Origin of the sequence: Mitsuokella multacida DSM 20544, assembly GCF_000155955.1 — a bacterium.
Taxonomy (GTDB): domain Bacteria; phylum Bacillota; class Negativicutes; order Selenomonadales; family Selenomonadaceae; genus Mitsuokella; species Mitsuokella multacida.
The window spans coordinates 113,811-134,700 of sequence record NZ_GG697142.2 but is presented as its reverse complement, the minus strand read 5'-3'; the positions used below and the strand labels follow the sequence as shown (position 1 = coordinate 134,700).

Sequence of the window (20,890 nt, the reverse complement as noted above, 5' to 3'; positions counted from 1 at the left end):
ACAAGAATTGTCTCATAACTCAGAAAGGATGAATCATCATGGAACCATGGCTTTTCTACGCGCTGCTCTCAGCTGTCAGCGCAGCATTCGTCTCGATCTTTGGCAAGGTTGGCCTGCAGGGCATCGACAGCAACGTCGCAACGGCCGTGCGCGCCGTCATCATGGCGGTGTTCCTGATCGGCGTCGTCTTCGTGCAGGGTAACTTCTCGCATCTGGCCGATGTCCTGCAGGACAAGAAGGGCCTGCTCTTCGTCGCCCTCAGCGGCATCGCCGGCGCGACCTCGTGGCTCTTCTACTTCCTCGCACTCAAGTACGGCCCCGTCTCCAAAGTTGCACCGATCGACAAGCTCAGCGTCGTCTTCGCCGTCATCCTCGCCATCATCCTGTTCGGCGAGAAAGTCAGCCTCGTCCACGCCTGCGCCATCGCGATGATCGCGGCAGGCGGACTGATACTGGCCATCTGGTGAACTTCATCCCCTTGGATTGCGGCCTAAGTATGCGAGGATACCGCCATCCACGTAGAGGATGTGGCCGTTGACAAAGTCAGAGGCATCCGACGCCAAGAACACAGCCGGCCCCATGAGATCCTCCGGCGTGCCCCAGCGATGCGCCGGCGTCTTGGACAGGATGAAGTCATTGAATGGATGGCCCGGCGTGCGCAGCGGTGCAGTCTGCGGCGTCGCGATGTAGCCCGGGCCGATGCCGTTGCACTGGATGTTCCGGTCGCCGTACTCCGAGGCGATATTCTTCGTCAGCATCTTGAGGCCGCCTTTCGCCGCCGTATACGCCGCCACCGTCTCGCGCCCCACTTCACTGAGCATCGAGCAGACATTGATGATCTTGCCTTGTCCCTTGCGCAACATGCCGGGCAGCACAGCCTTCGAGACGATGAACGCAGCCGTCAGGTCGATATCGATGACCTTGCGGAAATCCTCCGTCGTCATCTCGAGCATCGGGATGCGCTTGATGATGCCCGCATTGTTCACGAGGATATCGATGGTGCCAAGCTTCTGCTCGATATCCGCGACCATCGCACGGACAGCCTCTTCATCCGTGACATCGCAGATGTAGCCATGCGCCTCAATGCCATCCTTCTTGTAATCTGCCAGAGCCTTGTCCATATGTGCCTGGTTGCGGCAATTGAACGCAATCTTCGCACCCGCATCGGCATAAGCCTTTGCGATTGCATAGCCAATGCCATAGGCCGCGCCCGTCACCAGTGCCACCTTGCCCGTCAAAGAGAATTGTTTCGTGACATCAAACATGATACTACTCCTTTCCATGTTGCTCAGCTGTCAGTCCGCAGGTTCAGCGGACGGCGACCTGACACATCTTCATTGCCTCCAACGCATTCTCATGGCTCTCCGGCGTCACTCCCGCACAGCACGAAGCATCGACGGAGACCGGCACCTCCGGGAACGCCGCCTTGAGGATCATCGCATTCGCGATCACGCAGATATCTGTGCAGAGCCCCACAAGCTCAATCGCGTCCGGCTCCAGCCCCGCGATGACCTTCGGCAGCTCCAGCGAGCCAAACGTCGGCTTCTCCACCACAGCCGACGCCTTCTCCACAAAGGGCTTCAGCGAAGGCGCAATCTCCCAGCCCTTCTCCGGCTTGATGCAGTGAGGCACCGGAAGATTCTTTCCCTCCTGCGTCTCAAGGTAGTCCGCACCGTGCGTGTCCTGCGTGAACACCAGCAGCGCATCCTCCCGCGCCAGCTTCGCCTCCAGCCGCGGCAGCATCGCCTGCGCCTCCTTCGTCCCCAGCACTCCATCAATGAAGTCATTCTGCATATCGATTACGACAAGAACCTTGCGCATGAACACCACTCCTTTCCAGAAATTCTAGAAGTAAATGTTTTCTTTATTATCGCATAAATCCGGTTGGATATCATTAGACAAATCTGCTGAAAAATGTGCCATAGCAGATTTATGTGTTATTTTAATGCAGGTATCTAGAAACTGTTGCACCTAAATCGTAAATCTATTGCACTAACAGAAAAGGCCAACCTTCTATAAAGGCTGGCCTTTTCTGTTATGCATTTTTCAAGGTGAAATAAGCAATCTCCGGTGGACAGCCGAGGCGGAAGGGGAACCAGCTGCCGTTGCCGCTGTGGACATAGCCGTAGGAATCGCCGATCTTGACGATGCCACGGGTGTATTTGAAGACGGGGAAGAGCGGCTGGCCGAGGAAGCCGAATTGGCTGCCATGGGTATGGCCGGTCAGGGTCAAGGCGATATCATTGGCGGCGCCGTCGTCGATGCATTCGGGGTGATGGGCGAGCAGGATGGCAGGTACATCTGCGGGCAGATTCTTCATGGCCTGCTGCATGTAATTCTTGCGCTGCGCTTCGAAATGAGGCCGGTCCATCGGGTAGTCGACGCCGAGCAGATAGAGGTTCTTGCCCGGTACTTTGCGATTCTCATTGCAGAGGACATTGACACGCGTTTTGGCGAGGTATTTGCGGATGGTATCGATGCCGCGGAAGTGCTCGTGATTGCCGAAGGCAAACCAGATGCCATCGGGAAATGCATCGACGTAGCGTTCGAGGATTTGAGCGGCTTTTTCGTTCTGTGTCACATCGTCGAAAAGGTCGCCGGTGATGGCGAGCATATCGGGCTTCTGGGCGGCAACGCGACGCAGCAGTTTGTCGAGCTCTGCGACGGAAAAGAAGCTGCCGAGATGGATGTCGCTGATCTGCGCGAGGCGGTAGCCCGCCCCTGCTCCGAGTCCCTTGACGGGAATCGTGTAGGAGCGCTCGACGGTCGCCTCACGCTCCCAGAAACCGCCGTAGATACTGAGGCCGGCAGCCACTGCCGGATAGATGGTGGCATGGCCCAGCAGGCGACGGCGGCTCTCATCGACGGGCACGGCCATCATGCGGCGCCAGAAAAAGCGTATCGTGACGGCAACAAGGACAAATCCCGTACAGATAAGCTGTGTCATGAAGCCGACGATGACGGTCTCGATGATGAGGCTCGGCCCCGATATGAGATGGTAGATGATGGCGCGTCCGAGGAACCAGCCCATGCCGATGACGTTGAACAACAGCATGATGATGCGGGCCCATCGCAGCGCTCTGCCAGAGAAAAGATAGCGCGTCGTGAAGAGCAGGCAGGCGATGACGGAGACGACCATGACGATCATGATGAGTGTGAACCAGGTCAAACGATTTCCTCCTAAAGCGAAAAAGCAAATCTTGCAGAAAAAAATAGACCGGATGACCGGTCTTTGCCTCAATTGGCCTGAGGTGGGCGTGCCTCCTGGCACAGGCCTGGCTCAAGCCAAGCCACGAAGGTGAGCGGATTCGGCCTGCCGTTCCCGGTAGTACCAGCGGATGGATTTGCCGATTGCGCAGCGCACGGCATCGAGCTCTCCGCGTTTCGCCAGTTTCTTGAGCTGGTTGACGTCAAAGCCACTGACGGACAAGTAACTTGCAGAAAGGAAACCTCCTCGTTTCAACATCTTGCGATAACTCGCACTGTCACGACGGTCCATTTCAATGTTCTTGATTGCCATATTAATCCCCCCACAATGTTGGTCTTATTTACAAAGACACCTTCGGGCAAGTACATTATACCACAAAACTGTAAGCCATGCTACTGTTCCAAGATACGTTTTCGTTTATTTTTGCATAAGATTACGTTATAATAAGGGTGTTATCATTGTATACTGTCATTTGTGTATTGCCTTTATTTCTAGGAGGGTTACTATGCTGACTGCCTTGACGAAGGAATATCCTCTGCCGAGCGAGCTGCAGGAGCGCATCGACCTCGTGCTTGAGTCGCACGATTGCGACCCGACGCAGATCGTCGGCATCCTGCTCGAGGTGCAGGCGCTCAATGAGCGCCACTATGTGCCGGAGCCGACGGCCTACTACATTGCGGACCGCCTCAAGATGCGCGTGACGAATATCTTCGACTGCCTGAAATTCTACAGCGAGCTCTCGCCGGTACCGCGCGCGAAATACCCGATCCAGGTCTGCTGCTCGCCGGCCTGCCGCGTCAACCGCGTCGATTCGCACCGCCTGATCTCGACGCTCGAGCGCCTACTCGACATCAAGCTCGGCGAGACGACGTACGACGGGCGCTTCACGCTCGAGAAGGTCACCTGCATCGGGGCCTGCGACCGCGCGCCGGCCGTGCGCATCAACGGCCATGTCTACGACCATCTCGACACGCAGGAAAAGATTGAGACGCTGCTGCGCTCTTTGCCCTGAGCCGGAGGAGGATGCAAAATGAATCATGTACATTTCCTGACCAAGAACTTCGGCAAGTACGACACTTCGTCGATCGGGTCTTATATGAATGTCGGCGGCTTCGAGGCGCTGCGCAAGGCGGTGACGATGGACCCGGAGGAGATCACGGACCTCTTGACGGCCGTCAAGATCAAGGGGCGCGGCGGTGCGGAGTACCCGCTCGGCCGCAAGTGGTCGCAGGCCCGCGCGGTCCGCGGCGAGCGCAAGGTCGTCATCTGCAATGCGGATGAGGGCGAGACGACGACGTTCAAGGACCGCGAGCTCATCTGTCACGATCCGTTCAACCTCATCGAGGCCATGATCATCGCGGCTTACGTCGTCGGCGCCTCGGACGGCTTCATCTACATGCGCGCGGAGTACGCCTGCTTCCGCCCGCTGCTCTTGAATGCCATCCGCCAGGCGAAGAACTACGGCTTCCTCGGCACGAACATCCTCGGCCGCGGCTTCGACTTCGACATCCACCTCTACTCGGGTGCCGGTGCCTATGTCTGCGGCGAGGGCACGGCTCTGATCCGCTCGATCGAGGGCAAGGCGGGGCGCCCGCGCATGAAGCCGCCGTTCATCAAGGTCAGCGGCGTCTTCGCGCGGCCGACCTGCCTCAACAACGTCGAGACGCTCTCGCTCGTGCCGCATCTGCTGCTCGACGAGGAGGGCGTCTACGCCTCGTGCGGCAGCGGTGAGTCGATCGGCACGAAGCTCGTCAGCGTGGCGGGCAATGTCAACCATCCCGGCGTCTTTGAGATCCCGTTCGGCACGACGGTCCGCGAAATCCTCTACGAGCTTGCCGGCGGCATCCAGCACGACCGCAAGATCCGGCTGATCCAGTTTGGCGGCGCCTCGGGAAAGATTGCGGACGACAGCATTCTCGACACGCCGTACACCTACGAGGATCTGCGCGCAGCCGGCGTCATGGTCGGCTCGGGCGGCATGCTCGTCATCGATGAGCGCACGAGCGTGCTCGACTTCCTGCGCATGAATCAGGAGTTCTTCTGGGAGGAGAGTTGCGGCCAGTGCACGCCGTGCCGCGAGGGCAACCTCCACATCAAGATCATCCTCGACAAGATGGCGACGGGGACGGCCACGCGCGAGGACATCGCGATCATGATGAAGATTGCCCGCGTCATGAGCATGTCCTCGCTCTGCGGCCTCGGCGAGACGGCACAGAATTCGCTACTGTCCGCCATGAAGGTTTTCCCGGATCTCTTTGATATTGGAGGAGCGCGCGCATGAGTACGGAAGCTACAAAAATGACAAATCAAGAACAAGAGATGGTCCATCTGACCATCAACAACATCCCGCTGGCCGTGCCCAAGGGGACGAAGATCATGCAGGCGGCGCAGAAGCTCGGCATCGACATCCCGCACCTCTGCTACCATGAGGACCAGCGCATCAAGGCGCGCTGCCGCCTCTGCTCGGTCGAGGTCGTCGGCAAGCGCCGCCTGCTCGCGGCCTGCTCGACGGAGGTCTGGGAGGGCATGGAGGTCCACACGGACACGCAAATCGTCCGCGACACGCAGGTGGCCATCCTGCAGCTCATGCTCGCCAACCACCACAAGGACTGCCTCTCCTGCCCGCGCAACCAGAACTGCGACCTGCAGCGCCTCTGCAGCCGCTTCAACATCCAGCACTCCTCGCTGCCGTCCGTCTGCAAGGAGGAGCCGCGCATCGTGACAAATCCCGCCATCGTGCGCGACCCGTCGAAGTGCATCCGCTGCGGCCGCTGCATCCGCGCCTGCAAGGACGTGCAGGGCATTGCGGCGCTGACGTACGCGGGGCGCAGCAGCGACATCGTCGTCACGACGGCCTACAATAAGCCGATGGAGACGACGGACTGCATCCTCTGCGGCCAGTGCAGCCTCGTCTGCCCGACAGGCGCGCTCGTCGAGAAGGACGACACGGAGAAGGTCCTCGACGCGCTGCAGGACCCGAAGAAGCACGTCATCGTGCAGGTCGCGCCATCCGTGCGCGTCTCCCTGGGCGATGCCTTCGGCATGGAGCCGGGCGCCATCGTCACGGGACAGATGGTCACGGCCCTGCATCTCCTCGGCTTCGACAAAGTCTTCGACACAAACTTCGGCGCGGACCTCACGATCATGGAGGAGGGCACGGAGTTCCTCGACCGCCTGCAACATGGCGGCGTGCTGCCGATGATGACCTCGTGCTGCCCGGGCTGGGTCTACTACGTCGAGAAGCACTACAGCGACTGCCTGCCCCACCTCTCGTCGACGAAGTCGCCGATGAGCATCTTCGGCGCCGTCGCCAAGACGTACTACCCCAAGGTGGCCGGCATCGACGTCAAGGACATCGTGACGGTATCCGTCATGCCCTGCACGGCGAAGAAATTCGAGGCGGCCCGCCCGGAGCTCGGCCGCGACGGACGGCCAGACGTCGACATCGTGCTGACGACGCGCGAGCTCATCAAGCTCATCAAGTACGTCGGCCTCTCCTTCGGCCAACTGCCCGAGACGGAATTCGACAGCCCGCTCGGCACGGCCTCCGGCGCCGGTGCCATCTTCGGCACGACGGGTGGCGTCATGGAGGCCGCCCTGCGCACGGTCTGCGACAAGCTGACGGGCAAGACGCTCGAGCGCCTCGACTTCCAGGAGGCGCGCGGCTTCAAAGGCATCAAGGAATGCACGCTCGAACTCGGCGGCCGCACGCTGCACATCGCAATCGCACACACGCTCAAGAACGCCGAGATCCTCATGGAGCAGGTGCGCAAGGGCATCTCACCTTATGACTTCATCGAGGTCATGGCCTGCCCCGGCGGCTGTATCGGCGGCGGCGGACAGCCAATCGGCACGACGAATGCCGTCAAGAAGAAGCGCATGCAGGCGCTCTACGAGATTGACCGCAGCCTGCCCGTCCGCAAGTCACACGAGAATCCTGAATTGCAGGTCCTCTACCGCGACTTCCTCGGTGAGCCAGGTGAGGGCAAGGCCCACGAACTGCTGCACACGGGCTACCGCGCCGTGCCGAAGGCCTACCCGTTCTGAGGCACGCAGCGCCTGCTTGACAGACGCTGCGCGCAGTGGTATGGTATAGGCAATGTAAAACCGTTGAAGCGAGGATAACGTCAGATGAGCGCCCGCAGAGAGTCCGGGGAGCTGGGATCCGGATGGCATGCAGTCTGGCAAATGGGTCGCTGAGGGCGCACTGAACCTCTTGGCGTTTTCAAGACGCTAAGTGCAGTAGGATGCGACGTAAGGCACGCGTCAGTTGCCGGGAGCATGCCTGTGCTCCGCTAAGTGCATGGCTCGTCCATGAAGCAGGGTGGCACCGCGAGAAATTTCGTCCCTGACAGTATCTCTTGTACTGTCAGGGATTTTTGTTTTCCTGACAGATCAGCAGAAAGGAAGTTTCATCATGGAAAACAACAAGAAAATCATCCTCTCCGGTATCCAGCCGACGGGCGTCTTCACGCTCGGCAACTACCTCGGCGCCGTCCGCAGCTGGAAGCAGATGCAGGAGGACTACAACTGCTACTACTTCATCGCCGACCTGCACTCCATGACGATCCACATCGACCCGCAGAAGCGCCGCCAGCAGACGCGCGAGGCATTTGCGCTGCTGCTCGCCTGCGGCATCGACCCGGAGAAGAGCCTCGTCTTCGTCCAGAGCCACAACAAGTGCCATGCCGAGATGGGCTGGATCATGGACTGCTGCTCGCAGTTCGGCGAGCTCTCTCGCATGACGCAGTTCAAGGATAAGTCGGCCAAGCATCCGGACAACATCAATGCCGGCCTCTTCACCTACCCGGCCCTGATGGCCGGCGACATCCTGCTCTATCAGGCGGACTACGTGCCGGTCGGTGCCGACCAGACGCAGCACCTCGAGTTCACGCGCGACGTCGCCACGCGCTTCAACCACACGTACGGCGAGGTCTTCAAGCTGCCGGAAGGCTACTTCCCGAAGGCCGGCGCGCGCGTCATGAGCCTGCAGGACCCGACGAGCAAGATGAGCAAGTCCGACACGAATCCGAAGGCCACCATCTCCATCCTCGACGATGAGAAGACCATCCTCAAGAAGTTCAAGAGCGCCGTCACGGACAGCGAGGCCTGCGTGCGCTTTGACCCGGAGGCAAAGCCGGGCGTCAGCAACCTCATGACGATCTACTCGGCCATCACGGGCAAGACGATGGAAGAGATCGAAGCCGAGTTTGCGGGCAAGGGCTACGGCGACTTCAAGGCCGCTGTCGGCCAGAGCGTGGCCGACGAGCTGCGCCCGATCCGCGAGAACTTCGCGCGCCTCATGGAAGACCGCGCTTACCTCGAAGAAGAGATGCGCAAGGGCGCAGAGCGCGCCACCTACATCGCCAACAAGACGCTGACGAAGGTCAAGAAACGCGTCGGCCTGCTGCTCGAGAAATAATCCTACCGACACAAAAAAGGCATGCCCCTGAGATGAGGGCATGCCTTTTTGTGTATGTATATGATGTGTGACGTTGCCTTATGGTGCTTCAGCCGATCTTGAGCTTTTCCTGAGCCGAGATGTGGCGGTCGAAGCCGACGTCCTTCTTGCTCATGCCGAGCGCGAGGCCGATGAGCTGCTGCAGGTGCAGGATGGGGATCTCGACGGACGACTGGACGGCGTCGCGGCCCTCCGGCTCGTACATGTCGAGCTGCATCTGGCAGAGCGGACATGGCGTGACGATGAGGTCGGCACCGGCGCGGCCGGCGCTGTCGACGATCTGGCCCGTCACCGTCAGCACGTCGTGCTCAGCAGCGAGCTGTGCGTGGAAGCCGCAGCACTTGCGGTGCGCGTCGAACCAGACCGGCGTGCCGCCAAGGCGGCGGACGAGGCGCTCGAGCGACTCAGGGTACTTGCCGTCCTCATGGTGCATGATGTCCTGCGGGCGCAGGATGTGGCAGCCATAATAGGCAGCGATCTTCGTGCCCTGCAGGGCGTCCGTGACCTTGCCCTCGAAGAGCTCCGGATGATCGTCGAGGACCCAGAGGAAATGCGTGATCTCGCTCGTGCCCTTGTACTCGTACGGATGGCCCGCTTCCTTGAGGATGGCGTTGACCTTGTCCCGGAGGTCCTTGTCGTGGTCGAGGCGGTACTTGGCCGTGCGCAGCTGCAGCGTGCAGGTGTTGCAGACCGTCAAGATTGGCAGGCCCATGTTCTCGGCGATTGAGATGTTGCGGGCATTGACGGCGAGCGCCGCGAGGTCGTTGACGCCCTGCGCATGCGAGGCGCCGCAGCACGTCCAGTTCGGGATCTCCTCGAGCTCGATGCCGAGCGCATCACATACCTTCTGCATGGAGGTATAGGCTTCGGCTGCGGCCCCCTTGAGGACACAGCCCGGGAAAAATGCAAATTTCATCGCTTACTCCTCCTCTTTCTCTGCCGCTTTGACGATGGCAGCGACGGTCTTGACTTCCGGATTGACCGGGTGCGACTCCAAGGGATTCATCTTGCCGACGCGCATGAGGCGCAGGGCCATCGGGGCGCGCAGGCCAGCCAGGAAGAAGCCCTCCGACTTGATGTTGAGCTTCGACTCGTCGAGTGTGCCCGACTCCTGGATATCATCGTAGATGGCCTTCGCATGGCGCGCGCCGACATTGTCGTCGAGGTGGTACTTGAAGGTCGCAGCCTTGAGCTTCTCGATGGCGCCGGCCGGGTCTAGGTGCTTCGGGCACTTCGCCGTGCACTCCTGGCAGTTGAAGCAGCGCCAGAGGCCGGTGTCGAGGACGGCCTTGAGGTGCTCTTCAGTGTCTTTGTCGCGCGAGTCCGCCGTGATGCGCTCTGCCTTGACGAAGGCGAACGGATCGAGGAAGTCCTTCTGGTTTAGCGTGTTCTTGTTGCATTCCGAGACGCACGAGCCGCAGAGGATGCAGCCGGCGTATTTCTTGTATTTGTCAAAATCAGCCGGCGACTGGCGGCAGCCATCCTCCGCGCTGAACTCGTCCTTCGGGTGCACGACGGGCTTGACCTTCTTGATGCGCGCGTACTTCGGGTCCCAGTCGACGATGAGGTCGCGTATGACGCGGAAATTGCCGAGCGGCTCGATCGTCAAGATCTCGGTCTGGTAACGCGCGATGAGGTCAGAGACGAGCTTCTCGCACGAGAGCTCAGCGTTGCCGTTGACGCGCACGGCGCAGGCGCCGCAGATGCTCGAGCGGCAGGAGCACGTAAAGGAAAGCGAAGGGTCCTGATGCTCCTTGATGCTGATCAAGGCCTCGAGGACCGTCATGCCCTTCGTGACCTCAACCTTGTAGTCCTGCACCCACTTGCGCCCTTCTACGAAGCGATGGATTCTCAGTGTAGCCATGATCAATACTTCCTTTCCTTCGGCTCATATTTCGTGACGACGACATCCTTGTATTCGAAGCGGTACTTGCCGTCCTCCTTGAAGACGAGCGTGTGCTTGAGGAAGTTCTGGTCATCGCGCTTCGGGTAATCGCGGCGCGTGTGCGCACCGCGGCTCTCCTTGCGGGCAATGGCGCCCTGGACGATGGCCTGCGAGATCTGCAGAAGGTTGCCGAGCTCGACATACTGCTCGTAGGCCGTGTTGTAGACGTGCGACGTATCGCCGACGTAGCAATTCTTGTACTGGTCCTCAAGGACCGAGAGCTCCTTGGCAGCCGCCTCGAGGTCCGGGCCATTGCGGAAGACGCCAGCCTTGAACCACATCGTCTTGACCATGTCGTCGCGGATCTCCGGCACCGTACGGTTGCCGTCGTGCGGGCGCGAAGTGACCTCCTCGAAGGAATCGAGCCACTTCTTGCTATCTTTCGTCAGCTGATCCTGACTGCCCTCGTACTGGTGCGCCTTGGCGTAGGCCGCCGCGCCGTCACCGGCCGTATGGCCGAAGACGAGGACCTCCGAGAGGGAGTTCGCACCGAGGCGATTGGCGCCGTGGACCGAGACGCAGCTGCACTCGCCGGCCGTGTAGATACCCGGCACGCGCGTCTCGCCCGTATGGAAGTCCGCCATCTCGAGGCCGCCCATCGAGTAGTGGCAGGTCGGGCTGATGAGGACAGGTTCCTTCGTGATGTCGACGCCGGCGAAGCGCAGTGAGAGGTCGGCCACCTGGCCGAGACGCTCGTGGATGCGCTCGGGCGGGATCTTCGTGAAGTCGAGGTAGACGCCCGCGGTAATGCCCTCGCCGATGCCGCGGCCCTGCTCGATCTCCGTCGCGATGGCGCGGGCGACGATATCGCGCGTCGCGAGCTCCATCTTCTCTGGCGCGTACTTCTGCATGAAGCGCTCGCCGTCCTTGTTGATGAGCAATGCGCCCTCGGCGCGGCTCGACTCGGAGAGCAGGACGCCGTTGACGGCGAGTCCCGTCGGATGGAACTGGACCATCTCGGGGTCCTTGAACGGAATGCCGACGTTCATGCCGGCGACGATGCCGTCGCCCGTCGAGCTGTAGGGGTTCGACGTGCGGACCCAGTAGGCGCGGCCGTAGCCGCCCGTCGCGATGATAATCGTCTTTGCCGGAATGCCGATGATGTTGCCGCTGCGCATGTCCATGGCGATGACGCCCGCAAGCTTGTCCTTCTTCTCGCCCGCCATCGAGATCTCGAGCATCTGGCACTCGGAGATGAAGTCGATGTCGTGCGCGAGGCACTGCTCGAAGAGCGTGTGGACCATCGCGTGGCCGGCGCGGTCCTCGAAGTAAGCAGCGCGCGCATGGGCATGGCCGCCCATCTTGCGCTGGTGGAAGTGGCCGTCAGCCTGACGGTTGTAAGGGTAGCCCATGTAGTCCATCTCGTAGATGTTCTTGCCGGCGCGCTCGACGAAGTACTCGACAGCGTCCTGGTCGCAGAGGTAGTCGCCGCCCTTGATTGTATCGAAGGCATGCGACTCGAAGCTGTCGTTCGGGTCCGTGACGCCCGTGACGCCGTTCATGCCGCCTTGCGCCATCGTCGATGCCGAGCGCGTCGGCACGAGCTTCGTCAGCACGGCAACCTTGAGGTCCTTGTTCTCCGCAGCTGCGAGTGCGGCGCGCATGCCGGCACCGCCGCTGCCGATGATCAGCACGTCGTACGTGACGTCGCCGCGCTGGACTTTTTCTGGTATATTCCGGCCATTCCAGGTGAAGTACGATCCCGCTGCCAGGACGACACCGGCTGCCGCTGCGCCTTTGATGAAGGTACGACGCGAAATTTCCCTTGACATTGCTGTCCCCTCCCGATTTCAATTCCGTTGATGATCAGATGCTCAACGAGCATATCTCTTGTTCATTCTGATTTACGATGGATGATTCCTTGTATTTATTGGACATTCCTATTCTAACATTAAACACAGCTATCGAGAAAATACATTCTGCTTATAATCTCTATTCAAGAAACCTATAGGTCAGGGTACAGCTTGGCATCAGTCCATCAGTCGTGCAGCAGGAAGTCGATGAAGCGCTGCGCGGCGAGCGAGAGCTGGCGCTGCCGGCTGTAGACGGCCATCAGATGGCGCTCCTCCACCTCTTCCTCGAGCTCAAAGAAGAAAGCCTGCTCCTTCCAGCGCCAGCTCTGCACGAGCATGTCGGTCACGAGCGTTGCACCGAGGCCGGCCGCGCAGAGCTCCGACGCCTCGATGATGCTGTTCGCCTCGAAGATCACATGCGGCTCGGCACCGGAAATCTTGCAGAGCTTGTCGTAGACCTCCGCCATCTGCCGCCGCGGCTGCAGCCGGATGAAGGGCTCGCCGTCCATCGCGGCAAATGAGATGCGCGGGAAGCCCTGCACATCGTCCTCGGCATAAGCCCTGGCCAGCGGATGCGACTTCGGCAGGGCCAGCATCGTGCGCTCGCGGCAGAGCTCCACCGAATCGAAGTCCGCGCGCAGCGAGCTGTCATAGAGCAGGGCGAAGTCAACGGTTCCGGCAGCAGCGTACTCTTCGAGCGTCCGCACGGGCGCCTCTTTGATGGCCAGCTGGATCCCCGGATATTGGCGGTGGAAGGCGACGAGCGGGTCGATGAGGAAACAAGCCGAACGCGTGCGCGAGCTGCCGATCGTCAGGCTGCCCGTGCGCAATTCGGAGAGATCGGCGACCTCCTGCACGAGCGCCTGACGGATGCGCAGGATCTCCTTGGCCTGGCGCACGTAGATCTCGCCGGCCGTCGTCAGCGCGAGCGGCGTCTGGCTCCGGTCGAACAAACGCACGCCGAGCTCCGTCTCGACCTTCTTGATGCACTGCGAGAGCGACGGCTGCGAGATGTAGAGGTGCTTGGCCGCAGCCGAGAAGGTCCCGTCCTTAGCGACCTGCAGGACACTGCGCCATTCGTGTTCATCAATCATATGCATGCTCCTATCTATCTTATCTATCGTATCAATCCAATCAATAAATCTTGAACATCTTGCGGATGGCTGCAGTGTCGTCAGTCTGCAGCAGGGTGAGCTGCAGCAGCACGCGCGCTTTCGCTGGATTCAGTGTGTCGCTCGCGATGAAGCCATTCGCCTCGTACGATGCCTCGGCGCGCGTGACGCGCCCCGCCGCGCTGCGCGTGCTGCGCACAACGGCAACCCCCTCTGCAGCGGCCCTGGCGAGTGCCGCCTCCGCGCGCGCGGGGATGCTGCCATTGCCCATGCCCGCGTAGACGATGCCCTGGCAGCCGGACTGCACGGCCGCTTCGACGAGGAAGCCGTCGTCATCGGCATGGGCGTAGAGGATGGCCACGCGCGGCAGCTCGATGACGCCCTCGACAGAAAAAGTACTCTGAGCCGTATGGCGCCGCAAGGGACCCCGGTAGAAGACGGGCTCCCCGTCGTGCACGCTGCCGAGCGCGCCAACCTCGGGCGACTGGAAGGTATCGAGCGCTGTCGTGTGCATTTTGACGGCATCGCGGGCGCTCTCGATTGTGCCATCGAGGACGATGAGGACACCTTGGCCGACGGCCTCGTCAGTGGCAGCGACGCGCACGGCCTGCAGGAGGTTCATCGGGCCGTCGGCGCTCAGTGCCGTCGCGGGGCGCATGGCTCCCGTCAGCACGATTGGCTTCGCGCTGTGAACCGTCAGATGCAGGAAATACGCCGTCTCCTCCATCGTGTCCGTGCCGTGCGTGATGACGACGCCGTCGACGTCCTCGCGCGCGAGCAGTTCCTTGCAGCGCGCGGCGAGCCGCAGCCAGATTGCTGAAGTCATGTCCTTGCTGTCGATTGAGGCAATCTGCTCCCCCTCCACGTCCGCATACTGGCGGAGCTCCGGCACGGCAGCGAGCAAGTCCGCGATGCCGATGGCCCCCGCCTCGTAGCCCGTCGTCGCCGCCTCTGATGCGGCTTTGCCGGCAATCGTGCCGCCTGTCGCGAGGATGTAGATGTGTTTCTTCATCGTGATTCCCTTCCCTTTCTTCTTTCCAACACATTTTTTTCATTATAACATGATGTATTTCCGCAAAAAAAGAGCTCCCATGCGCGCGTGGCAGTTGCGGCGTCATGGGAGTTCCTTTTGACTTCGGTGAATTTATGGGTTTTACGATAATAGGGGGTAATGATGGTGATCAGGCTTCTGTTGCCGGTTCTTCTTCCTTCTCCTTCGTCATGCGGCTGGAGAGGTAGTTCGCGGCGAGCGAGCCCGAGATGTTGTGCCATACGCTGAAGATGGCACCCGGAATCGCTGCTGCTGCGCCAAAGTGCATCATGGCGAGGGAAGTAGCGAGGCCGGAGTTCTGCATGCCGACTTCGATGGAGATGGCCTTGACCTTGGCGATATCCATGCGGAGCGCCTTGGCGATGCCAAAGCCGAGCGCATAGCCGAGCAGGTTGTGGAGCATGACGACGAGCATGATCAGGGCGCCCGTCTCCATGATGCGCTGCGAGCTGACAGCGACGACGCCGCCGACAATCAAGACGATGGCCACGACGGAGATCAGCGGCAGGAGCTTGACGTACTTTTGTACGACATTGCCGAACAGCGAGTTGACGAGGATGCCGCCGACGATCGGCACGATGACGACCTTGACGATCGACATCATCATAGCCGAGAGGGAGATGTCAACCCAGGCACCCGCGAGCCACCAGGTCAAGAGCGGCGTGACGACCGGTGCGAGGATCGTCGTCGTCATCGTCATCGAGACGGACAGTGCAACATCGCCGCGCGCCAGATACGTCATGACGTTCGACGATGTGCCGCCCGGGCAGGTGCCGACGAGGATGACGCCTGCGGCGAGCTCTGGCGGCAGGCCAAAGCCCTTGGCGAGCAGCCACGCAAGGCCCGGCATGATCGTGAACTGGGCCAGGGCGCCGACGAAGACATCCTTCGGGCGCTGGAAGACCAGGCGGAAATCGCGCAGGCGCAGCGTCGTGCCCATGCCAAACATGACGATACCGAGCAGCAGCGCAATGTTCGGCGCCGCCCACTTGAACGTCCATGGCTGGAACAGAGCGATCGCAGCGACGAGAATGACGAAGACCGCCATGTACTTCGATATGAAATTACTGAGTTTCTCTAAAAACTGCATAAGTTCGTCCCCTTTCAAGCATTTTGTATACCGTTATGAGTTCTTGGTAGATTGTTTACAATCATACAACTGTAATCCATAAATGTCAATGGATTTTGCAAAAATTTTATTCTGTTTGTCCTCATCAGATGGCCTCTTGCTTTATCTGCATCATGAGAGGGCTCGCCAAGACACTCTGCCAGAACATGGGACAAACATGATATAATAAACTCATCATGAGAACAGGAGGATATCCTATATGGAAGATATGCAGTCGATCAACGTGCCCCCAGCGGGAGAGAGCGATCTCTTCCTGACGACATTCGGCCATTCGGTCACGGGGCCCGGCCATCGCTACGGACCGGCCGTTCGCTCCTATCACCTGATCCACTTCATCCTCGCAGGCAAGGGAACATTCCAAGCCAATCAGCACACGTACTGCCTGCACGCGGGACAGGGCTTCCTGATCGAGCCGGACTACCAGACGACGTATGAGAGCGATGCGAAGGAGCCCTGGACCTACATCTGGGTGGCCTTCAACGGCAGCCGTGCCGCAGAGATCATCGCCTCGCTCAGGCTCAGCCAAGCGGATCCCATCTACACCTGTACCAAAGAACAGGGCGCAAAGCTCGCCGCCTATGTGCAGGACATGCTCGCGCACAACAGCTTCACGCTTTCAGGCCGCTACTACCGCCTCGGCCTGCTGATGCAGTTCCTCTCCGTGCTCGCCGAGGCGCAGCGCGACCTGCTGCCGCCCGCCGACAACAACGCCTACATCTCACACATGACGAACTTCATCCGCACGCATCTCGAGGAGCCCTTCACCGTGCAGGAACTGGCCGACTACATGAACCTCAACCGCAGTTATGTGACGACGCTCTTCAAGCGCTACCTGCACTGCTCGCCCCACGAGTACATCCAGAACTGCCGCCTCACCAAGGCCAGGCATCTGCTCGAGACGACGACCTTCTCCGTCGAGTCGATTGCCTACTCGTGCGGCTACGCCAAGAGCGACTCCTTCCAGCGCGCCTTCCTGCGCAAGGCCGGCATGACCCCCACCGCCTATCGTCGTCAACAGCAGAGCTCCTACCTGCAAGCGACAGAACCGCCTTCCTCAGCTGAAGCAACTGGCAAAAAGCATGCAAAAAAGTCCTGACACAGTCGTCAGGACTTTTTTATCATAGAAGTTCAAGGAAGTTCAAGCCTCGCGCGGCACAACCTGTTTGCGAGGCGTGCGGCCATTGAGCAGCGGCAGGGCCAGATGCTCAGTGAACCACTGCACGACAGGCCCCATGAAGAAGGCCGTGATGACCGTACCGAGGCCGACATCCGCCGCGAGGAAGAAGCCGACGGCCACGCAGCAGACATCGGTCGTGACGCGGCAGACGCGGAACGATGCGATATGGTAGCACTCCGATGCCATCAGGGCGACAGCATCATAGGCCGAGACACCAAGATTCGCCACGTAGTAGAGCGAAGCGCCGAGGCTCATGAGCAAGACATTGAATGCCATGAGCAGGCAGCGCGTGCCAAAGGTCGGGTCCGGCAACAAGAGGTCCAGCAGGCCGTGCATCGCATCGGCCGCCACGCCCGTCAGGAACAGATTGATGAGTGTCGCAAAGCCAATGTAATGGCGGTGGAGCGCAGCGACGCCCACGAGCATGATTCCCGTCAGGATCACGTACCAGGTGCTGTACGTCGAACCGAACACGTTGGCAATGCCCGTGACAAAGCACGTGAACGGGTCTACGCCAAGTGCAATCTTCTGGAATATGCCAACGCTAGCACCGCAGATCATGACGCCGCTGAATGCCATAAGCCTACGTCTCATCTCTCGCTTCATGTTTTCTCTCCTCTTCCTTCTATATCTTTAGAGGGACAGATCCATCTTCAATCTCATTTCGTCCGTGGGTTCTCCACGAACTATTTGATATTGTAGTCGTTCTGACGGCGCATTTCCATCCTCATCTGTTAGGTGTTCACGGAAATTTGTTGACAGGTTGAAACCTCACTCTGCCGAAAGAACGAAGAGGCGCGACCAGAAGTCCGAGCAGTGCTTGCCTTCTTCGTGGCTCTGCTCGCCAGCCGAGAAGTCCGTCGTGTCGAGGCCGGCGCGCATGAGCTCGGCGCCCGTGAACACGCCCATCTCTTCATGGTCATCGATGCGGACCTTGTAGTCGGCCGTCTCATCGAGGCCGGCGAGCTTCATCCACGTGTACGGCGTGCAGGGATGCGCGAGCATCTTGTAGTAGCCGACGATGGCCTGACGGCGGTCATCCGAGACGACCATCCAGGCCGCGACGTTGCCTGTGAACGGGTCCTTGAGGCGGTAGAACGTCCCCTGCTGGATCAGCTTGCGGTACTTCTTCATGAAGCGGATCTGCTCGCGGACCTCCTCGAGCTCCTTGGCCGAGAGCTTGCCGAGGTCGAGCTCGTAGCCGAACGTGCCGAAGTAAGCGACATCGCCGCGCAGCTTGAGGCTCGTCTCGCGGAAGATCTGATGGTTCGGCGCGATCGAGACGTGCGAGCCCATGAACGACACTGGGTAAGCGTAGCTCGTGCCGTACTGGATGCGCAGGCGCTCGCCGCCGTCGGAGTCATCACTCGTCCAGCACTGCGGCGCATAGTAGAACATGCCCGGGTCGAAGCGGCCGCCGCCTGATGCGCAGGACTCGAACAGGATGTTCGGGAACTCATGCGTCAGGCGCTCGTAGAGGCTGTAGACACCGAGGATGTAGCGGTGGAAGATCTCGCCCTGATGCTCCGGGCCCCAGCCGGCCGAGCCGCACTCCGTGATGCTGCGGTTCATGTCCCACTTGATGTAGTCGACTTTCGCCGTGCTCAGGACCTTGTAGATGGAGTCGTGGATGTAGTCGACGACTTCCGGGCGCGAGAAGTCGAGCACGTACTGCTTGCGGCCATGCGAAGCATGGCGGCCCTCCGTGTGCAGGATCCAGTCGGGGTGCGCGCGGTAGAGCTCGCTGTCTTTGTTGACCATCTCGAGCTCGACCCAGAGGCCGAACTTCATGCCGAGCGCGTTGATGCGCTCGGCGAGGCCCGTGATGCCGTTCGGCAAGCGGTCAGTGTTCGGCCACCAGTCGCCGAGGCCGCTCGTCTCGCCGCAGCGCGTGGAGAACCAGCCGTCGTCGAGGACGAAGAGCTCGACACCGACATCATGCGCCGTCTTGGCGATGCGCACGAGCTTCTCCTCATCGAAGTCGAAGTACGTGGCCTCCCAGTTGTTGATGAGGATGGGGCGCACCTTGTCGCGCCAGACACCACGCGCCAGGCGCGTGCGATAGAGCTTGTGGAAGTTCTGGCTCATGCCGTTGAGGCCGTGGTCCGACCAGACCATGACGGCCTCCGGCGTCTGGAACGAATCGTTCGGCGCAAGCTGCCAACAAAACTCCTGCGGATGGATGCCCATCGTCACGCGCGTGACATCGAAGGTGTCGACCTCTGCCTGCGCGAGGAAGTTGCCACTGTAGACGAGCGAGAAGCCGATGGCCTCGCCCTGCTGCTCGTCTGCCTGTGGGCGCTTGAGGATGAAGAACGGATTGTGGACGTGGCTCGACTGGCCGCGCAGGCTGCCGATGGACTGGATGCCGGGGCGCAGGTGCGTGACGCTTTTCTGGCGCTCGCGGCCCCACCAGCCCGAGAACTGCACGAAGTCGTAGTCCGCATCGGGAAGGTCGATGGCGAGGCTCATCGCGCGCGTGAGCGCCACGGTCTCGCTGCCCTTGTTGGTAAAATAAGCATTGCGGGCAATCGCGTCGAAGTCGTGGAAGATCGTGTACGAGAGCACGAGCTCGACGCCCGTCTTCTCGTCGCGCAGCCGCACGAGGAGCGTATCCGCCTCGTCGTCCGCCTCCACATACGTGGCCGGCAGACCCGGCAGCTTCGGCTTGCCCGCGACGATCTCATGCGAGACGTAGCAGAAGTCCGTGATGTGGCTGCCGTCCGGCTGCGCGAGCTCCACCGCACCCTCGCGGAAGTCCGTCGTGCCATACGAGGGGTACTCCTGACGCAGGTGCTCGCGCGAGAAGCCGTACTCATTGTCGAAGACATAGGCCGTCGTCGGACGGTAGTAATCCGTGTGGACAAAGTGCCCGTAGTCGCGGTCTTCCGGCAGGCGCGCGCCGAAATAGAGCTGGCCGAGATGGCCGTCGCGCAGGACCTTCATGACATAGCTGATCCTGTCGTTGTAGAGATGGAACTGCTGAGTCGCCGCCGCAAAAGAGATGCCCATAGAAAAAACCTCCTAAAATCAGACTGTCTCGTTTTCATTCGTTTAGTCTTATTATAGGAGGTTTTACCCTTTATTTCCATCCGCATCTGTTAGCAGGTAGCGGATTTTTGTTGTCTCTTTTCCTCAGTGATTGGAATGAATGGCCGTGATGTCGGCAAAATGCGCGAGCAGCCAGACAATCAGGTCCTCTTCGGCGCGGCAGCCCGTGAAGTCAGCGAGTGCCTTGAGGTCTTCGTGCGCATTGCCCGAGGCAATGCCGATGTCCGCGGCCTCTAAGAGCTCCCGGTCGTTGAGGTAGTCGCCTAATGCGATGATGCGGGTCCCCGCGAATTCCGGCAGCTTGCGGACCTCCGCAAGCATTGAGCCCTTCGAGACGCCCTTGGCGACGAACTCATGGTAATTCGCCTCCGAGTAGAAGTGATGCGAGCAAGCTGCCGTGCCGAACACCTCTGCTTCCTGCTCGAGTGCGCGCAAGTCCGCAGGATCGGCACAGGCAAAGAACTTGAGCCACGGCGTCCTGCTGACATCGGCCACCTCCGCGAGGTCGCTGTGGCAGTAGCGGTAGTGCTCGTGCGGCAGGCGCGGGTCATCGTTCTTCGGGTCGCTGATGATGTGGCAGTCTTCCTGCGTGTAGACCTCGATGCAGGCCTCCGAGAAGAGCTCAAGGCACCTTGCGGCAAAGCGCGGCCAGAGATCCGGCGCGCCCTCTGCTGTCAGTGGCTTCGTCACGAGCACTTTCTCAGCCTGCCAGTCGTAGAGCATCGAGCCGTTGAAGAAGATGCTCGGCGCCGTGATGGCGACATCCGTGAGGTAGCCCGCCGCCGCTTCCGGCGTGCGCCCCGTCGCGATGCCGAAGTGGCCGCCGCCCTCGATAAAGGCGGCAATCGCCCGCTTGTTCGCCTCTGACACGCAGCCGCCGTGCGGGATGATCGTGCCGTCGAGGTCGCTGATGATCGTATAGGATTCATATGGTTTCATGGAGTTCTTTCTCCCCTTCTGATT

The 20,890-nt window shown here is 60.4% G+C and carries 19 protein-coding genes; 6 read left to right on the top strand and 13 right to left on the bottom strand.

What is annotated here, in order from left to right:
• Window positions 1-38 precede the first annotated feature (38 nt).
• Window positions 39-467, top strand: a complete 429-nt coding sequence (locus MITSMUL_RS07425; protein WP_005841405.1) for an EamA family transporter — start codon at window positions 39-41, stop codon at window positions 465-467.
• Between the two features lie 3 nt (window positions 468-470).
• Here MITSMUL_RS07425 and MITSMUL_RS07420 read toward each other — a convergent pair whose 3' ends face one another.
• The 4 genes from MITSMUL_RS07420 to MITSMUL_RS07405 all read right to left on the bottom strand — a co-directional run bounded on the left by MITSMUL_RS07420 (window position 471) and on the right by MITSMUL_RS07405 (window position 3,520).
• Window positions 471-1,265: a gluconate 5-dehydrogenase gene (locus tag MITSMUL_RS07420; protein ID WP_040636023.1), complete on the bottom strand. Its 795-nt coding sequence runs from the start codon at window positions 1,263-1,265 to the stop codon at window positions 471-473.
• A 43-nt stretch (window positions 1,266-1,308) separates the two neighbouring features.
• Complete coding sequence (locus tag MITSMUL_RS07415; RefSeq protein WP_005841401.1) at window positions 1,309-1,821, bottom strand: cysteine hydrolase family protein; 513 nt, start codon at window positions 1,819-1,821, stop codon at window positions 1,309-1,311.
• 214 nt (window positions 1,822-2,035) lie between these two features.
• Window positions 2,036-3,169: a metallophosphoesterase gene (locus tag MITSMUL_RS07410; RefSeq protein ID WP_244944581.1), complete on the bottom strand. Its 1,134-nt coding sequence runs from the start codon at window positions 3,167-3,169 to the stop codon at window positions 2,036-2,038.
• Between the two features lie 111 nt (window positions 3,170-3,280).
• Complete coding sequence (locus tag MITSMUL_RS07405) at window positions 3,281-3,520, bottom strand: hypothetical protein (RefSeq protein ID WP_005841398.1); 240 nt, start codon at window positions 3,518-3,520, stop codon at window positions 3,281-3,283.
• Between the two features lie 193 nt (window positions 3,521-3,713).
• Here MITSMUL_RS07405 and MITSMUL_RS07400 point away from each other — a divergent pair, with 193 nt between their 5' ends.
• The 4 genes from MITSMUL_RS07400 to trpS all read left to right on the top strand — a co-directional run bounded on the left by MITSMUL_RS07400 (window position 3,714) and on the right by trpS (window position 8,630).
• The gene (locus MITSMUL_RS07400; protein ID WP_005841397.1) at window positions 3,714-4,220 is read left to right on the top strand and encodes an NADH-quinone oxidoreductase subunit NuoE family protein; all 507 of its coding nucleotides are present in this window, start codon (window positions 3,714-3,716) and stop codon (window positions 4,218-4,220) included.
• Between the two features lie 18 nt (window positions 4,221-4,238).
• Window positions 4,239-5,489 carry a complex I 51 kDa subunit family protein gene (locus MITSMUL_RS07395; RefSeq protein ID WP_005841396.1) on the top strand — a complete coding sequence of 417 codons (1,251 nt, stop codon included), beginning with the start codon at window positions 4,239-4,241 and terminating at the stop codon, window positions 5,487-5,489.
• Window positions 5,490-5,506: 17 nt separating this feature from the next.
• Window positions 5,507-7,255 carry an NADH-dependent [FeFe] hydrogenase, group A6 gene (locus tag MITSMUL_RS07390; RefSeq protein WP_040636293.1) on the top strand — a complete coding sequence of 583 codons (1,749 nt, stop codon included), beginning with the start codon at window positions 5,507-5,509 and terminating at the stop codon, window positions 7,253-7,255.
• 370 nt (window positions 7,256-7,625) lie between these two features.
• A complete protein-coding gene (gene trpS / locus MITSMUL_RS07385; protein WP_005841394.1) occupies window positions 7,626-8,630 on the top strand; it encodes a tryptophan--tRNA ligase in 1,005 nt (334 codons plus the stop codon).
• Between the two features lie 88 nt (window positions 8,631-8,718).
• On the opposite strand, the gene MITSMUL_RS07380 is transcribed toward trpS, so the two are convergent.
• The 6 genes from MITSMUL_RS07380 to MITSMUL_RS07355 form a co-directional block, all read right to left on the bottom strand.
• Window positions 8,719-9,585 carry a CoB--CoM heterodisulfide reductase iron-sulfur subunit B family protein gene (locus MITSMUL_RS07380; protein ID WP_005841393.1) on the bottom strand — a complete coding sequence of 289 codons (867 nt, stop codon included), beginning with the start codon at window positions 9,583-9,585 and terminating at the stop codon, window positions 8,719-8,721.
• Window positions 9,586-9,588: 3 nt separating this feature from the next.
• On the bottom strand, window positions 9,589-10,533 hold the full coding sequence (locus tag MITSMUL_RS07375) for a succinate dehydrogenase/fumarate reductase iron-sulfur subunit (RefSeq protein WP_005841392.1): 945 nt from the start codon (window positions 10,531-10,533) through the stop codon (window positions 9,589-9,591).
• A gap of 2 nt (window positions 10,534-10,535) precedes the next feature.
• Window positions 10,536-12,386, bottom strand: a complete 1,851-nt coding sequence (locus tag MITSMUL_RS07370) for an FAD-dependent oxidoreductase (RefSeq protein ID WP_005841391.1) — start codon at window positions 12,384-12,386, stop codon at window positions 10,536-10,538.
• A gap of 206 nt (window positions 12,387-12,592) precedes the next feature.
• Window positions 12,593-13,501 (bottom strand): LysR family transcriptional regulator, encoded by a 909-nt coding sequence (locus MITSMUL_RS07365; RefSeq protein WP_005841390.1) that lies wholly within the window; start codon window positions 13,499-13,501, stop codon window positions 12,593-12,595.
• A 40-nt stretch (window positions 13,502-13,541) separates the two neighbouring features.
• Window positions 13,542-14,531, bottom strand: coding sequence for an asparaginase (locus MITSMUL_RS07360; protein WP_005841389.1), 990 nt, complete (start codon window positions 14,529-14,531; stop codon window positions 13,542-13,544).
• A 169-nt stretch (window positions 14,532-14,700) separates the two neighbouring features.
• The gene (locus MITSMUL_RS07355; protein WP_005841388.1) at window positions 14,701-15,660 is read right to left on the bottom strand and encodes a bile acid:sodium symporter family protein; all 960 of its coding nucleotides are present in this window, start codon (window positions 15,658-15,660) and stop codon (window positions 14,701-14,703) included.
• A 238-nt stretch (window positions 15,661-15,898) separates the two neighbouring features.
• Between MITSMUL_RS07355 and MITSMUL_RS07350 the strand changes: the two genes are divergently transcribed.
• Window positions 15,899-16,795: an AraC family transcriptional regulator gene (locus MITSMUL_RS07350; RefSeq protein ID WP_005841387.1), complete on the top strand. Its 897-nt coding sequence runs from the start codon at window positions 15,899-15,901 to the stop codon at window positions 16,793-16,795.
• Between the two features lie 42 nt (window positions 16,796-16,837).
• On the opposite strand, the gene MITSMUL_RS07345 is transcribed toward MITSMUL_RS07350, so the two are convergent.
• From MITSMUL_RS07345 to MITSMUL_RS07335, 3 genes are all read right to left on the bottom strand, one after another.
• Window positions 16,838-17,482 carry a YczE/YyaS/YitT family protein gene (locus MITSMUL_RS07345; RefSeq protein ID WP_005841386.1) on the bottom strand — a complete coding sequence of 215 codons (645 nt, stop codon included), beginning with the start codon at window positions 17,480-17,482 and terminating at the stop codon, window positions 16,838-16,840.
• A gap of 165 nt (window positions 17,483-17,647) precedes the next feature.
• Window positions 17,648-19,888: an alpha-galactosidase gene (locus MITSMUL_RS07340; RefSeq protein ID WP_005841385.1), complete on the bottom strand. Its 2,241-nt coding sequence runs from the start codon at window positions 19,886-19,888 to the stop codon at window positions 17,648-17,650.
• Between the two features lie 123 nt (window positions 19,889-20,011).
• The gene (locus tag MITSMUL_RS07335) at window positions 20,012-20,866 is read right to left on the bottom strand and encodes an HAD-IIB family hydrolase (RefSeq protein WP_040636285.1); all 855 of its coding nucleotides are present in this window, start codon (window positions 20,864-20,866) and stop codon (window positions 20,012-20,014) included.
• Window positions 20,867-20,890: the final 24 nt, after the last annotated feature.